Origin of the sequence: Burkholderia sp. Bp9031, assembly GCF_003857965.1 — a bacterium.
Lineage (GTDB): Bacteria > Pseudomonadota > Gammaproteobacteria > Burkholderiales > Burkholderiaceae > Burkholderia > Burkholderia ambifaria_A.
In genome coordinates, this window is record NZ_QTPW01000005.1 from 256,065 (window position 1) to 270,407 (window position 14,343).

General features: G+C 65.6%; 14 protein-coding genes. 8 read left to right on the forward strand and 6 right to left on the reverse strand.

The window, feature by feature from the left end; all coding sequences use genetic code 11:
- Positions 1-123: 123 nt before the first annotated feature.
- From DIE15_RS09430 to DIE15_RS09440, 3 genes are all read right to left on the reverse strand, one after another.
- Positions 124-1,182: a permease gene (locus DIE15_RS09430; protein ID WP_124833054.1), complete on the reverse strand. Its 1,059-nt coding sequence runs from the start codon at positions 1,180-1,182 to the stop codon at positions 124-126.
- Positions 1,179-2,306 (reverse strand): tRNA 2-selenouridine(34) synthase MnmH, encoded by a 1,128-nt coding sequence (mnmH, locus tag DIE15_RS09435; RefSeq protein WP_124833055.1) that lies wholly within the window; start codon positions 2,304-2,306, stop codon positions 1,179-1,181. The genes DIE15_RS09430 and mnmH overlap by 4 nt, the downstream gene beginning before the upstream one ends.
- A 64-nt stretch (positions 2,307-2,370) precedes the next feature.
- Entirely contained in the window at positions 2,371-3,324 is a 954-nt protein-coding gene (locus tag DIE15_RS09440; protein ID WP_124833056.1) for a LysR family transcriptional regulator, read from the reverse strand.
- A 166-nt stretch (positions 3,325-3,490) separates the two neighbouring features.
- Here DIE15_RS09440 and DIE15_RS09445 point away from each other — a divergent pair, with 166 nt between their 5' ends.
- Together DIE15_RS09445 and DIE15_RS09450 are read left to right on the forward strand one after the other, a co-directional pair.
- Complete coding sequence (locus DIE15_RS09445; protein WP_057924410.1) at positions 3,491-4,912, forward strand: M20 family metallopeptidase; 1,422 nt, start codon at positions 3,491-3,493, stop codon at positions 4,910-4,912.
- 34 nt (positions 4,913-4,946) lie between these two features.
- Positions 4,947-6,233 carry an MFS transporter gene (locus DIE15_RS09450; RefSeq protein ID WP_057924409.1) on the forward strand — a complete coding sequence of 429 codons (1,287 nt, stop codon included), beginning with the start codon at positions 4,947-4,949 and terminating at the stop codon, positions 6,231-6,233.
- A gap of 86 nt (positions 6,234-6,319) precedes the next feature.
- Here the strand turns inward: DIE15_RS09450 and DIE15_RS09455 are convergent, their stop codons facing one another.
- Together DIE15_RS09455 and DIE15_RS09460 are read right to left on the reverse strand one after the other, a co-directional pair.
- On the reverse strand, positions 6,320-7,372 hold the full coding sequence (locus tag DIE15_RS09455; protein ID WP_124833057.1) for an NADP(H)-dependent aldo-keto reductase: 1,053 nt from the start codon (positions 7,370-7,372) through the stop codon (positions 6,320-6,322).
- A gap of 197 nt (positions 7,373-7,569) precedes the next feature.
- Positions 7,570-8,007, reverse strand: a complete 438-nt coding sequence (locus tag DIE15_RS09460) for a PaaI family thioesterase (protein ID WP_006757989.1) — start codon at positions 8,005-8,007, stop codon at positions 7,570-7,572.
- A gap of 169 nt (positions 8,008-8,176) precedes the next feature.
- Between DIE15_RS09460 and DIE15_RS09465 the strand changes: the two genes are divergently transcribed.
- Complete coding sequence (locus tag DIE15_RS09465; protein WP_057924407.1) at positions 8,177-8,659, forward strand: helix-turn-helix domain-containing protein; 483 nt, start codon at positions 8,177-8,179, stop codon at positions 8,657-8,659.
- Between the two features lie 41 nt (positions 8,660-8,700).
- Here the strand turns inward: DIE15_RS09465 and DIE15_RS09470 are convergent, their stop codons facing one another.
- Positions 8,701-10,170, reverse strand: coding sequence for a PLP-dependent aminotransferase family protein (locus DIE15_RS09470; protein ID WP_124833058.1), 1,470 nt, complete (start codon positions 10,168-10,170; stop codon positions 8,701-8,703).
- 100 nt (positions 10,171-10,270) lie between these two features.
- Between DIE15_RS09470 and DIE15_RS09475 the strand changes: the two genes are divergently transcribed.
- The 5 genes from DIE15_RS09475 to DIE15_RS09495 are packed head-to-tail and all read left to right on the forward strand — an operon-like array spanning position 10,271 to position 14,219.
- A complete protein-coding gene (locus DIE15_RS09475; RefSeq protein WP_124833059.1) occupies positions 10,271-11,377 on the forward strand; it encodes a four-carbon acid sugar kinase family protein in 1,107 nt (368 codons plus the stop codon).
- Positions 11,374-12,399, forward strand: coding sequence for a 4-hydroxythreonine-4-phosphate dehydrogenase PdxA (gene pdxA / locus DIE15_RS09480; RefSeq protein WP_057924402.1), 1,026 nt, complete (start codon positions 11,374-11,376; stop codon positions 12,397-12,399). The genes DIE15_RS09475 and pdxA overlap by 4 nt, the downstream gene beginning before the upstream one ends.
- A 1-nt stretch (position 12,400) precedes the next feature.
- Positions 12,401-13,081, forward strand: coding sequence for a 4-hydroxythreonine-4-phosphate dehydrogenase (locus DIE15_RS09485; protein WP_242431747.1), 681 nt, complete (start codon positions 12,401-12,403; stop codon positions 13,079-13,081).
- Positions 13,078-13,455: a cupin domain-containing protein gene (locus DIE15_RS09490; protein WP_057924400.1), complete on the forward strand. Its 378-nt coding sequence runs from the start codon at positions 13,078-13,080 to the stop codon at positions 13,453-13,455. The genes DIE15_RS09485 and DIE15_RS09490 overlap by 4 nt, the downstream gene beginning before the upstream one ends.
- 5 nt (positions 13,456-13,460) lie before the next feature.
- The gene (locus DIE15_RS09495) at positions 13,461-14,219 is read left to right on the forward strand and encodes a cyclase family protein (RefSeq protein ID WP_082664567.1); all 759 of its coding nucleotides are present in this window, start codon (positions 13,461-13,463) and stop codon (positions 14,217-14,219) included.
- Positions 14,220-14,343 lie beyond the last annotated feature (124 nt).

Sequence of the window (14,343 nt, forward strand, 5' to 3'; positions counted from 1 at the left end):
GCAACGGCCATCACGCAGGTTCGGTTGCCGGCTGCCGGGCCTGTCGTGCCCGTTGGCCGGTCGGGCACGCGAGCCGGACGTGTCCGGCTGTCGCGCCCGCTTGCCGTCCCGCCCGCGTGCCCGTCAGAACCCGAACGCGATCGCGAGCAGCCCGCTCGCGATCCCGAACACGACGACGAGGCCCGTGACGATCGCCAGCATGTAAGGCTTGAACGAACGCGCGAGCATCGCGAGCGACGGCACGCTGATCGGCGGCAGCGTCATCAGCAGCGCGGCGGCCGGGCCGACGCCCATGCCGAGCGACAGCATCGCCTGGATGATCGGCACCTCGCCGGCCGTCGGGATCACGAACAACGTGCCCGCGACCGCGAACGCGATGATCCAGCCGAGATGGTTGCCGATCTCCGGGCCGATGTGCGGGAACAGCCATGCGCGCGCCGCGCCGAGCAGCAGCACGAGCACGATGTATTCGGGCACGAGCCGCACGGCCATGCGCGCGAGCAGCTTGATCCAGCGGATGAACGGATTGCCGGCCGCGGCCTGCTCGGCCACCAGCGCAGCGAGTTGCGCGTCGTCGATGCTGCGGTCCTCCGGGCGCGCGACGCGGTTCAGCAGATAGCCGATCCCGAACACCATCGCAATGCCGAGCACGAGCCGCAGCGCGCTCCAGTGCCAGCCGAGCACGAAACCCATGAACACGAGCGCAGCCGGATTCAGCACCGTGTTGCCGAGCCAGAACGCGACCGCGCCGCCCGGCGACGCGTGCCGCGCGCGCAGGCCCGCGACGACCGGTGCCGCGCAGCACGTGCACATCATGCCGGGCAGCGACAGCAGGCCGCCCGCGGCGACACTGCCGAAGCCGGTGCGGCCGAGCGCGCGCGCGACCCAGTGCGCGGGCAGCAGCGCCTGCACGGCCGAACCGAGCAGCAGGCCGAGCACCATCGCCTGCCAGATCGCCTTGCCGTACGCCCACGCGTAGTCGAGCGCCGCCTTCAGCGACGGCTCGGGCGCGCTCGCCGACGTGCCCATCAGGATCGACTGGCCGATCGAATGATGCTCGGCGGCGACGAACGCCTTGTTGTAGTACGGGAACCATTTCACGTAGAACAGTCCCGCGACCGCGATCAGCAGGAAGGTCATCCAGCCGAGCGCCGGACTGGGTTGAGTGCGTGTGGTCGTCATCGTGTGGTGCTCGATTGGTCTTTCTCGGTTGTGGATTCCACGCCTGCCGCCAGCGCGGCCGACGCAGGCAGCCCCGCTTGCGCGAGCCGGGCCAGCAACGTGCGCGCCTGATCGCGCACGTCGGCCGCATTCGGCTGGAACGTGAACGTCAGCGCCAGGTTCGGCGTGTCGTACGTTGCACGGTAGGTGCGCGCATAGGCCGGATCGTAATGCTTGTCGATCAGTTCGGTGAACAGGTCGGCCCGCGCGTCGGCATCGATCAGCGCATTCCAGTGCGCCACCCGGTCCCGGCTGTGCAGGCCGATCAGCCGATGGAGCTGCGCCTTGAACGCGGCTGGATCGTCGAACAGGTGGGCGTAGTCTTCAAGGAGGAACGCAATGCGCTCGTCGTGCGCCGCGTCGACCTGCACCCACGGCCCGGCGTGAAACGCATCGATCAGCGCGATCGGCAGGTGCACGAGCCCGATCCTGCGGCTTTCCGATTCGACGAACACGGGCCATTCGGGGTCGAAATGCCCGAGTGTCTCGACGAGCCCCGAATCGAACCCCTTCTGCGACGGCTGCGGTTTTCCCGGCAGTGCGCCGAGCAACGAGCCGCGATGACGCGCGAGCGCCTCGAGATCGAGCGTCTGCGCCCCCACGTCGCGCAGCGCGTTCAGCAGTCGCGTCTTGCCGCAGCCCGTATGACCGACGAGCGCGATGTAGCGAAACCGCGTCGGCAGCGTGTCGAGCGTCGCGCACACCGAATGACGGTAAGACTTGTAGCCGCCGTCGAGCTGGCGCGCCTGCCAGCCGATCAGGTTGAACCAGGTCGTCATCGAGCCCGAGCGCTTGCCGCCGCGCCAGCAGTAGATCAGCGGCCGCCAGTTGCGCGGACGGTCGGCAAACGTCGTGTCGAGATGGCGCGCGATGTTGCGTGCGACCATCGCCGCGCCGACGCGCGTCGCTTCGTACGGCGACACCTGGCGGTACATCGTGCCGACGATCACGCGCTCCTCGTTGCTGAGCACGGGCGCGTTCAGCGCGCCGGGAATATGATCCTCGGCGAACTCGAGCGGCGTACGCACGTCGATGATCTCGTCGAACTCGCCGGCGCGATCGAGGGTGACAATCAGGTTCTTCAATTTGGCGTCGAACAGGGGCGATGCGGCTCGGCGAGCCGCACGGACATGGAAGGCGGATTCGCGATTATCTCACGCCCGGGCGTCTCGGGCTGCGCGCGGCAACCGGCGCAGGCGACGCGGCGCTCATCACATCGATCAGATGGTCGCGAAACGCGCGCACCGACGCGGGCAGATCGCGTCCCGCCATGGTCTGCACCTGGATGCTGCGCTCGCGCAACTGCGGGTTCGTCACCGGCACGACGACGAAGCCGTCCGCGTCGAAGCGGTCGCGCACCGACAGCAGACCCGTGAACATCACCGCACCGGTACGCTGCGCGTAGCGGTACATCACCGCGGTGTTGTTGCTGGTCAGCTCCGGCTCCAGCATGATCCCGTCGAGCACGCATGCGATGTCGATCAGCTGACGCACCGTCGTGCCGGCCTCGGGCAACACATGCGGGTGCCCGGCGACATCGGCGAGCGACACCGCGTCACGCGCTGCAAGCGGATGGTCGCGCCGCACGAGCGCGAAGACCGGCGCACGCTCCGTGTGTTCGACGCGCACGCCCTGCTCCGGCGCCAGGCTGAACGTCAGCCCGATGTCGGCATCGCCGTCGCGCACGCGCCGCGTGACCTCCGCCGGCGACATGACCCACACCGAGAACTCGACGCCCGGGTGGCGCGCCTTGAAGCTTGCGAGCACGCCGGGCAGAAAATCGATCGCGAACCCTTCCGAGCAGACGATCTTCAGCAGGCTGCCGTGCAGCGCCTCGAGCCCGCCGATTTCCTTCATCACGTGCTCGGCCTCCAGCAGACTGCGCTGCGCGAAGCCCAGCAGCCGTTCGCCGGCCTCCGACAGCGCCATCCCGCGCGGCCGGCGCTCGAACAGCGGCGCGCCGAGTTCGCTCTCGAGCTTCGCGATCTGCCGGCTGATTGCCGAGACGGCCACGTGCAATCGCGCCGATGCGTCGCTGATCGACCCGGTGCGCGCCACTTCGACGAAGTACCGCAGTGCAAGACCATGCAGGAAAGCCGCCATCGTTCTGTCCCCGAGCCCGTCGTCCGAGCCGATTCGCTTTGCCTTTTCGGCAAAGAAATGTTCGAAATTCGATCATTGTGACAAAAAAAACGGCTTTCTAGAATCGATCGCACTCCCGGTTGAGCGCGCGCCGCGCCCGCCGGAAAACCGACAGAGGAGACACGTCTTGAGCCGTACCGCCGCCATCCAGCACGCGCTGAACCAGTTCGAATCGGGCGCGTTCTTCACAACCCTGAGCCGCCGCGTCGGCCTGCGCACCGAAAGCCAGGACAGCGGCGCGGGCGCCGCGCTGCGCGCGTACCTGACCGACGAGATCGCGCCGGAAGCCGCGCGCCTCGGCTTCACGTCGCGGATTGTCGAGAACCCTGTCGACGGCGGCAGTCCGTTCCTGCTGGCGTCGCGTCACGAGGACGACGCGCTGCCGACCGTCCTGATCTACGGCCACGGTGACGTCGTGCGCGGCTACGACGCGCAATGGCGCGCGCCGCTGTCGCCATGGACGCTGACCGCCGACGGCGATCGCTGGTACGGCCGCGGCAGTGCCGACAACAAGGGCCAGCACACGATCAACCTGGCCGCGCTGGCGAGCGTGCTCGACGCACGCGGCGGCCGGCTCGGCTTCAACGCGAAACTGCTGATCGAGATGGGTGAGGAAACGGGCTCGCCGGGCCTCGACGCACTGTGCCGCCAGGAGCGCGATGCGCTCGCGGCCGACGTGCTGATCGCGTCCGACGGGCCGCGCGTCACCGCGGAACGCCCGACCGTGTTCCTCGGCTCGCGCGGCGCCGTCAACTTCAAGCTGAGCCTGCGCGCACGCGACGGCGGCCACCATTCCGGCAACTGGGGCGGGCTGCTGCGCAACCCGGCGACCGTGCTCGCGAACGCGCTCGCGAGCCTCGTGGATGCGCGCGGCGCGATCCGCGTGGCAGGGCTGCGCCCGCCGCCGATCCCGGCCGCCGTGCGCGCCGCGCTCGCCGACCTGTCCGTCGGCGGCGGCCCCGGCGATCCGGCGCTCGACGCCGACTGGGGCGAGCCCGGCCTCTCCGCCGCCGAGCGCGTGTTCGGCTGGAATACGTTCGAGATCCTGGCGTTCAAGGCCGGCAATCCCGACCATCCGGTCAATGCGATTCCGCCCGTCGCGTATGCGCACTGCCAGCTGCGTTTCGTGGTCGGCACCGACTGGGAAGCGCTGCACGCGCACCTGCGCGCGCATCTCGATACGCACGGCTTCGCCGACATCGAGATCGACGTCGAACGCGGCGCACCGGCGACGCGCCTGCCGCCAGACGATCCATGGGTCCGCTGGGCCGTCGCGTCGCTGGCGCGCACGACCGGCAAGAAGCCCGCGATCCTGCCGAACCTCGGCGGCACGCTGCCGAACGAAGTGTTCGCCGACACACTCGGACTGCCGACGCTGTGGGTGCCGCACTCGTATCCGGCGTGCTCGCAGCACGCGCCCGACGAGCACCTGCTCGCGAGCGTCGTGCGCGAGGGGTTGCAAATGATGGCCGGCCTCTTCTGGGATCTCGGCGACGCCGCGCCGCCCGTTCGCCGCGCGGCACCCGCCGCGGCCGGCGCCGCCCTGTAACGCGCTTCGCCCTTTCTCGGGACCTGCTCACACGATGAATACGACCACCCTGACCTCGCAGGACGCCGCGCGTCCCAGCGCCGCGAAGATCCGGCGCATCATCTTCGCCGCCTCGATCGGCAATGCGCTCGAATGGTTCGACCTGATCGTCTACGGCTTTTTCGCGGTGACGATCGCCAAGCTGTTCTTCCCCGCCACGAGCGAAGCGACGTCGCTGCTGCTCACGCTCGGCACGTTCGGGCTGTCCTACCTGATCCGGCCGATCGGCGGCTTCGTGCTCGGCGCCTACGCGGACCGCGCGGGCCGCAAGGCATCGCTGCTGCTGTCGATCGGGATGATGATGGTCGGCACGCTGCTGATCGCTCTGATGCCGACCTACGCGTCGATTGGCATCCTCGCACCACTCGGGATCATGCTGTCGCGGCTGATGCAGGGCTTTTCCGCCGGCGGCGAATTCGCGAGCTCGACCGCGTTCCTGGTCGAACATGCGCCGCAGCGGCGCGGTTTCATGTCGAGCTGGCAGTTCGCGAGCCAGGGGCTCGCGACGCTGCTCGCATCGGGCTTCGGTGCGCTGCTGACGACGACGCTGAGCACCGCGCAACTCGAAAGCTGGGGCTGGCGCGTGCCGTTCCTGTTCGGCCTCGCGATCGGCCCGGTCGGGCTCTACATCCGCCGCTACGTCGACGAAGGGATCGAGTTCAAGACGCAGGCGCGCTCCGAAGCGCCCGTGCGCGAACTGTTCGCGGACCAGAAGATGCGCGTGCTGCTGTCGATCGGCGTGCTCGTGATCTCGACCGCGATCAACTACATGGTGCTGTACATGCCGACGTATGCGATCAAGCAGCTCGGGCTGCCGGCCTCGACAGGCTTCGCGGCGACGCTTGCGACCGGCTTCGTGCTGACCCTCGTCACGCCGCTCGTCGGCCACCTGTCCGATCGCACCGGGCGGATCCGCGTGATGATGGCGGCCGCCGTGCTGATGCTCGCTACCGTCTGGCCGACGTTCGTGTGGCTCACGCATCACGCATCATTCGCGACGATGCTCGCCGCGCTGATCTGGATCGGCGTGCTGAAGGCGACGTACTGCGGCGCGCTGCCGGCGCTGATGGCCGAGCTGTTCCCGGCGCAGACCCGCGCGACCGGTCTCGCGGTCAGCTACAACACGGGTGTCACGCTGTTCGGCGGCTTCGCGCCGTTCATGATCACGTGGCTGATCAGCGCGACGGGCAACCGGCTGTCGCCGGCACTGTACCTGATGGGCTGCGCGGTGTTGAGTCTCGCGGCACTGCTGGTCGCGCGCTCGCGGCTCGGGATGCGGTAACCGCCGCAAGGAAAGAAGCGCCGGCGCGCCGATGCGCGTCGGACGCGGCCCGTCGCGGCATCCGTGCCGCGCGGGCCGTTCGCCGTTTACGGCGCCGGGTTCGGCTGCAGTTCGTGCAGCGCGTCGATCTCGGCAAGGATCTCGTCGGACAGCTTCACGTCGATGCTGCCGATGTTCTCCTTCAATTGCGCGAGCGACGTCGCGCCGACCAGGTTGCTGCGCACGAACGGCCGGCTATTGACGAACGCGAGCGCAAGCTGCGCGGGCGACAGCCCATGGCGCTTTGCGAGCGCGACATAGCGCGACGTCGCTTCAACCGCCTGCGGCTTGCTGTAACGCTGGAACCGCTCGAACAGCGTGATGCGCGCGCCGGCCGGACGCGCGCCGTTCTCGTACTTGCCGGACAGCCAGCCGAACGCAAGCGGCGAATACGCGAGCAGGCCGACGCCGTCGCGATGCGTGAACTCGGACAGGCCGTTCTCGAACGTGCGGTTCAGCAGGCTGTACGGATTCTGGATGCTCGCGATGCGCGGCAGCCCGAGTTTCTCGGCCGCGCGCAGGAACTGCGCGACGCCCCACGGCGTTTCGTTCGACACGCCGATCGCGCGCACCTTGCCGGCCTTCACGAATTCCGCGAGCACGCCCAGCGTTTCCTCGATCGGCACCGTATACGCATCGTCGACCCACGGATACGCGGGACGGCCGAACGTCGTCGTGCTGCGATCGGGCCAGTGCAGTTGATACAGGTCGACATAGTCGGTCTGCAGGCGCTTGAGGCTGCCATCGAGCGCCTCGGTCAGGTTCTTGCGGTCGAACTGGTTGCCTTCGCCGCGAATGTGGCGCGGATTGTGCGGCTGCCGCGCGGGGCCCGCGATCTTCGTCGCGAGCACGATCCGGCCGCGCTGCGCGCGGTGCTGCGCGAGCCAGGTGCCGATGTACTGTTCCGTGCGGCCCTGGGTTTCGGGCTTCGGCGGCACCGGATACATCTCCGCGGCATCGATCAGCGTGACCCCCTGCCCGAGCGCGTAATCGATCTGCTCGTGGGCGTCGCGCTCCGAATTCTGCTCGCCCCACGTCATCGTGCCGAGACCGATCAGGCTGACCTCGATGCCCGAATCGCCGAGTGTGCGGTATTCCATACTGTTCCTGTCGCGTCAGTGGAAAGCAGAAACGCTATCACATTGAAGCGAACGCTTCAGATGCCCAATGCACATACTTACAGGTAGCCTTCGACGTGTGCGTCGCTCATGCCGGTTGCAGCCACGATGGCCGCCTCCGCGTGCGCGCCGTTCGGATGACGTCGGACGGCCGGGGCGGCACGCCGCCGTCCGCTCCGTTACTGCGGCCGCTGAATGAAGCAGGTCGCCGATGCGTGCGCGACGATCTTGTCGTCCGGCGTCTTCAGCGTGCCTTCGGCGACGCCGAGCGAACGCGACAGGTGGATCACGCGCCCTTCCGCGATCAGGTCGACGTCGCGCGGCACGGGACGCAGCATCTTCACGTGCAGGTCGACCGTGCCGTAGCCGACACCCGCGTCGAGCATCGAATGCACCGCGCAGCCCGTGACCGAATCGAGCACCGTCGCGGCGAACCCGCCGTGCACACCACCCAGCGGATTCAGGTGCCGGCCGTCCGCACGCGCCGAAAACTTCACATAGCCGAGCTCGACACCCAGCGGACGCATCGGGATCGTTTCGGAAATCGACGCGAGCGGCACGTCGCCGGCGGCTGCGGCACGCAGCAGATCGAGACCGGAGAGGGAAAGCGGATTCATCGGGTTGTCTCCAGGTTGAAGGCGCGTCGTCGCGCCAGTAAGTTCTAAATTGGAACTCATTATCGACAACGGTACCAGCCGTTGTCAACGCGGCCGGGCCCGTTACAACCGAAGGCGGGTTCTATAATCGAACCCGCTATTTCGCTGAACCGACGCAAGAGACTCGACGATGAAATGGGATGACATCGGCACGCTGAACTGTTCGGTCGCGCGCACGCTCGCGGTGCTCGGCGATCGCTGGACCATGCTGATCCTGCGCAACGCCTTTCTCGGCTGCCGCCGCTTCGATGCGTTCCAGACGCAACTGGGCCTCACGCGCCACGTACTGGCCGAGCGGCTCGCGCGCCTCGTCGACGAAGGCGTGCTGGTCAAGCGTGCGTATCAGGAACGCCCGCCGCGCTTCGAATACCGGTTGACGGAAAAAGGCCTCGACCTCTACCCGGCCCTGCTCGCGCTGATGACATGGGGCGACCGCTGGAAGGACGACGGCCAGGGGCCGCCGGTGCAATTGCGCCATCGCACCTGTGGTCAGGTGATGCACGCAGTTTCGGTGTGCTCGGCATGCGGCGAGCCGCTCGATGCGCACGACGTGCAGCCGGAACCCGGGCCCGGGTGGGTCGCACGCGAGGCAACGGGGCCGCTCGGCGCCTGATGCTTGACCCGCATCGCAGCCCGGCCATCTATCGCCACTGCCTATCGGACGTCGGCATCCACCCGTCGCAGGCATTCAGTCAGGTGATCAAGCGATCGTGACAACTCTGACTCGTTCATATGTCCATAACCGAACAGGAGTCCGTCGGCATCGGGCGCCAGTTTCGTGAACGCTCGAACTTCATTGAACACGATGCCGCGCGTGCGCAGGACTGTACGCAGTTCAAGATCAAACGCCCGATTTCGGCCAACGATGACCATATGCAGGCCACCGTGGTCACCGCAGACCGTCACCGATCCGGCATGTTCGGCCAGCCTGCGGCGGATGACATCGCGCATCGCGCCGTAGTGTCGTCGAACGCGGCGGAGGTGCCGATCCAACTCGCCGGAAACAAGCAACGCTTCGACGATTTTCTGGATCGGCCACGATACATGGACGCGTTCGCGCTCGACATACGCAGTCAGCGCGGTCGCGACAGCGGGTGGCGCCGCAATGAAGCCGAGTCTCAACGCGGGGCTCACTGCCTTTGCGAATGTGCTTAAAAGGAGCGTACTTTCCTGCGCGGCAGAAAACAGCGGCGGATGTCGAGTCCCTGCGTAATGAAACTCGCAGTCGTATTCGTTTTCAACGATCAGAATCCGATGCTCACGCGCTAGCGCGACAAGCCCTTGGCGACGTGCTCCGGATAAAGGTCCACCGAGCGGATACTGATGCGTGGGCGTAACGTGAACCATGAGCGGAGCGCTGGCACCGACGATACGCTCGACCAGAATCCCTTCTGCGTCGACCGGAACGTAGCGCAACGATGCACCGGCCCGCGCGAACGCCAGTGCCGCGCCGCCGTAACCGGGATCCTCCGTTGCACACAGGTCGCCTTCGTGCAGCAATGCTTGCGCGACGAGTTGAAGCGCGTGGCCGGTTCCTTGTGTAACAACGATCTGATCCGGAGCGACCTGCACCGAGCGCTGCTCGTGGAGCCAGGCAACGATCGCTCTTCGCAAGCCAAGATCACCGCGCGGGTCGCCATACCCCGGCGGCGGCAAATGTCGCCCTGCTTCACGGCAGGCCTTTCGCCACACGTCGACCGGCAATGCACGCACGTTCGCCTGACCCAGCCGCCAGTCGTGCGCAGCGTCCACCGGGACGGCTTCTCGACTTGCCTGCTCTCGCAGGCGGCGCAGCAAGGCCGGCTGGCAATCGTGTCCGATTTCTTCAGCAAGATCGGCTGGAGCTGTCGACGCAATGAAAGTCCCTCGTCGTCCACGCCCCTCGAGCAGCCCACCGGCAATCATTTCGTCATATGCCTCGACGACGCAATTGCGCGCAACGCCCAGTTGCGCAGCCAGGTCGCGCGTCGGAGGCAGCCGCGCTCCGTGCGGTAACGCAGCACTTCCGATCTTTTCTCGCAGTTGCCGCGCTATTTGTCTAAACATCGGCTCGCCCGAGTGCCGGTCGATTTCGAGATTCAGCAGCGTCGGTGACGATTGCCTCGGCGACCGGCTCGCAACCATAGAGACTCCAAAATGGGCATTTTTTGGTTCTTAAAAAACCATCCAAAAATGGAAGAATGAACGAACCAAACGCGATTGCAACCATAGCACAAGGCGGCCCATGCAGATTCGCATCATCACCGATGACTTCACCAGCGCACTTGACGGAACCGCATCCTTTGCCGAGCGGGGTTGGGCTACCGCGGTTCTGACCCGACCGGACAGCACTGCGTGTGCCGCGGTCGTGAGCCTCGACACCGATACCAGAGAGAACCCTTCGGCACGAGACAGCCGCATCGTTGCCGACGCCGCGCAAGCGTGGCGCGACGCCGACGTGCTCGTGCTTCAATTCGATTCAACGCTGCGTGGTCGGGTCGCACTGGATTGCAAAATGGCCCTTGCCGCGTCGGGACGGCGCAAGTTGTTGATTGCGCCCGCTTTCCCTTCGGCAGGACGTACAACTGAAGCTGGCGCGGTATTTGTCCACGGCGTACCGGTCCATGAAACCGAGTTTGGTCGGGACCCGACATTGCCCGTGCGCGAATCCGACGTGTCTGCATTGTTTCGTGCGAGCGGCATCGATCTCGCAGTCGCGCAAGATGCGGAACATGCGCGCGAGCTGCTCGAGGTGTGCGATGCCGTGGTCGTGGACGCCCGCACGGAGACGGAGCTTGACGCGATCGCCGGCCGATTCGCCGGACGACGCGACTTGCTGCTCGCCGGCTCGACCGGCCTGGTACGGGCTCTCGCGAGGGGCTTACCGCGTCCGGGTCCCGACCGCGATGCCGAGTACGAACCCACCCCGCTTCTGCGGCATCCATCGCTTGTGGTCGGCAGCCTCAATCCGCGCTCCAGACGCCAGCTCGACGTGGTCCGCTCGCAATCCGGCATTCACGTCCTGGCTACCCGCGATGAGCGATTGCCTGCCCACGAAGCACGGCAAGCGGCATTGCACGACCTGGTCACTCGAGCGGTAAATCTCATCCGCAGCGGCACATGCGACGGTCTCGTCGTGACGGGAGGAGAGACCGCGCGACGCATCGTCGACGCGCTGCCCGCTCTGTCGCTACGCGTATGTCGGGAAATCCTGCCCGGCATACCCCTCGCCGAAGTTCGCACTGCAGACGGCACGTTTCCAATGATCACGAAGGCCGGTGGCTTTGGCGACGATGACGCGCTGCTTGCTTGCATCCATGCATTAACCCTCTCCAATGAAGTTCGACCATGAAACAGAACCTGATCGCAGTAACAATGGGTGACGCCGCCGGAATCGGGCCAGAGATCGTCGTCAAGACGTTCGCGGATGCGGCCTTCATTGCCGACCATCCGTCATTCGCGATTGGCGACGCCGGCGTATTCAGACGAGCAGCCGCGTCGCTCGGCGTCCCACTTGAAATTCGCGAGGTCGAGGCCATGGCGGACGTTTCGCCCCGCCCCGGGTTCCTGGACGTCCTGCGCGTACCGGGTTGTCATCCGCTGCCGCCTGATCTCCCGATCGGCACGGTGACTGCCGAGGCCGGGCAGGCAGCATTCGATGCGATCCGCACCGCGATCGACCTCGCCGTTCAAAACCAGATTGCCGGCATCTGCACCGCGCCTGTCCACAAGGAGGCGCTGGCTGCTGCGCGTGTACCGTACCCCGGTCACACCGAGATGCTCGCAGACCTTTCCCGCACACGCGAATACGCAATGATGCTGGTCAACCCGACGTTGCGCACCATCCTCGTCACCGTTCACTGCTCGATGCGCGACGCGATTGCGAAGCTCTCCGTGGAAAGCGAACTGAAGATCATCCGGCTTGCGTACCGGGCGATGACGGAACTGGGCATCGAGCATCCGCGCGTGGCCGTGGCGGGCCTCAATCCACATGCCGGTGAAGGCGGATTGTTTGGTCGGGAGGATATCGACATCATCGCGCCGGCCATTGCACTGGCCCGGGGCGAAGGCATCGATGCGAGCGGCCCATGGCCTGGCGACACCGTGTTCATGAACGCGCGCCGGGGCCGGTTCGACATCGTGGTCGCCCAGTATCACGACCAGGGCCTGATTCCCGTGAAACTCGCCGGCGTCGAAGACGGCGTGAACATCACCGTCGGCTTGCCATTCGTGCGCACGAGCCCCGACCACGGCACCGCATTCGACATTGCGGGAAAAGGTATTGCGGATCCCGCCAGCCTGAAGGTCGCTCTCCGAACTGCCCACCAATTCGCCCGATCCCGGGTGAGTTCTTCCAATTTCAAAGGAGTCTGACGTGTCCTCCCATTTCATACTGATGCTGACAGAGAACGACGCTACCGTTCCCGATGCGCTGACGGTCTACGACAGCCTGCGCCACAGTCCCGTTCGCTATGTCGGTTTCAAGGATATCGGTCTGCCGGTCGCCTCGCTCAAGCAACTGGCTCAACGTATCCGGGCCGACGGCCGCAAGGTCATGCTCGAAGTTGTCGCGACAAGTCGCGAAAGCGAACTCGAATCGATCCAGGCAGCGCTCGATATCGGCGTCGACTACCTGCTTGGCGGCCGTCATGTCGAGGATGCGCTCTCCATGCTGCAGGGTTCGTCGATTCAATATTTCCCGTTTGCGGGCCGTACGGTCGGACACCCGACGGTACTCGAAGGAACGATGGACGAGATCGTCGAGGATGCGCGGCGCATTGCTGCCATGCCTGGCGTACATGGGCTCGATCTGCTCGCCTACCGCTTCGCAGGCGATGGTGATCCGGCCGAGCTGACACGGCGTGTGACGGAAGCCGTAACGGTTCCGGTCATCGCGGCCGGCAGCATCGACGGCGAGGTGCGCGTCAAGGCCATGATCGATGCCAAAACGTGGGGGTTCACGGTCGGCAGTGCATTGTTTCAGGGTACGTTCGTCAAGCGCCTGCTTCCGGCGCAGATCGATACCATTTTCAAGATTGAAGGGGTGACGGCATGAATCTCAACAAGGTCAACGTCGCAGCGGCATTCTCCGCCGTGAGCGAATACTGGTCGCCCAAGATCGGCGGCGACATTAACGATTCGCAGATCAAGTTCGCCAAGTTCAGCGGCACGTTCAACTGGCATCACCATGACAACGAGGACGAACTGTTCTTTGTCGTAAAAGGAAAATTGCGGATGAAACTGCATCCGGAAAATGGCGGAGACATCGTCGTCGAGGAAGGCGAATACCTGATCGTTCCCAAGGGAATCGAGCACTGTCCGGAAGCCATCACCGACGAAGTCCACTGCCTGCTGCTCGAGCCGAAAACGACGATCAACACGGGCAACATCGTCAACGAACGGACTCGCACGAACCTCGGTCGGATCTGACATCGATGGCTTTCGACCTGTGGGCACTCGCACGGCAGCTCCGCGAGTGCCGGTTCGTGGATCTGACGCATGCGTTTGATGCGTCGATCCCTCATTCGGCGTTCTTCGAGGCGGAGGAGCGAATCGTGCTGTACGACCACGCTCCCGCACGAGGGACATCGGGCCAAGGATTTCTCGCGCACCGTTACAGCCTGGTCGGCCAGTGGGGAACGCACGTCGATCCCGGCGCACATTTTGTTGCCGGCAAGCGCTTTCTCGACGAGATACCGGTGAGCGAAATGGTACTTCCGCTCGTTGTCGTCGATATTCGCGAGCAAGTCGCCGGCAACCCCGACTATTGCCTGACGGTGCGCGACTTGCACGATTGGGAAATGCGTCATGGACGTATTCCATGCGGCGCGTTCGTTGCGAAACGAAGCGGCTGGTCGGCACGCTGGCCCGATCACGCAAGAATGATGAACCGCGATAAAGACGGCATTGCGCACTTCCCTGGCTGGACACTCGACGCACTTCGCTTCATCTTCGAGGAGCGACGTGCGACTGCGTGCGGGCACGAAACGCTCGACACCGACGGTGGCCTGGCTATCAGTCGAGGCGATGGGTCGCTCGAACGCTACGTCCTCGCACAAGACCGCTGGCAGATCGAACTGTTGACGAATCTTGACGAGGTATCGGAATCAGGTGCGTTGGTCATCGCAACGTGGCCTAAGCCAAAGGGAGGGTCGGGATTTCCCGCGCGCGTCTTTGCGATCACACCGGCGTGACGTGGTCCCTCTAACCATCCACCGCCACTGACCCTTTGCCAGAGAGGGGCTCGGCTACCTGCCCCCTCCCTAGCCCGGGTATGCAAGCCGTGCGCGGCGCTCCCCGGCGCGTCAACCTCCCTGC